Source organism: Mesobacillus subterraneus (genome assembly GCF_023715485.1).
GTDB lineage: Bacteria > Bacillota > Bacilli > Bacillales > Cytobacillaceae > Mesobacillus > Mesobacillus subterraneus_B.
This window is the reverse complement of sequence record NZ_JAMBOF010000065.1, coordinates 1-255: the sequence shown is the minus strand read 5'-3', so window position 1 is coordinate 255 and position 255 is coordinate 1. Positions and strand designations below refer to the sequence as shown.

The following is a 255-nucleotide window of genomic DNA, read 5'->3' as shown; positions in this document are numbered from 1 at the left end:
CTTATTCTGTACAAAATATAGAGGATTTAAAAGCCAAAATACACGATTTTATCTACCGTTATAATCACACAAGAAGGCAAAAGCGTTTGGACCGGCAGTCTCCTGTTAACTTCCGTAAGAAGTTTTCTGCAGCATAAAGGGAAGGAAATGGCTCCCTTTAAATGAATGAGTTGATTTTTTAGTAATGCATCACTTGATGTGGAGTGAACGCATGATACCTTTTTTCGGAGAGGCAGCTGATATCCTCCAGCTGCT

General features: G+C 39.2%; 1 protein-coding gene. It reads left to right on the top strand.

The features are described 5' to 3' along the window. The first annotated feature begins 17 nt into the window (after positions 1-17). Positions 18-137 carry an IS3 family transposase gene (locus M3204_RS24005; protein WP_353056069.1) on the top strand — a complete coding sequence of 40 codons (120 nt, stop codon included), beginning with the start codon at positions 18-20 and terminating at the stop codon, positions 135-137. Positions 138-255 lie beyond the last annotated feature (118 nt).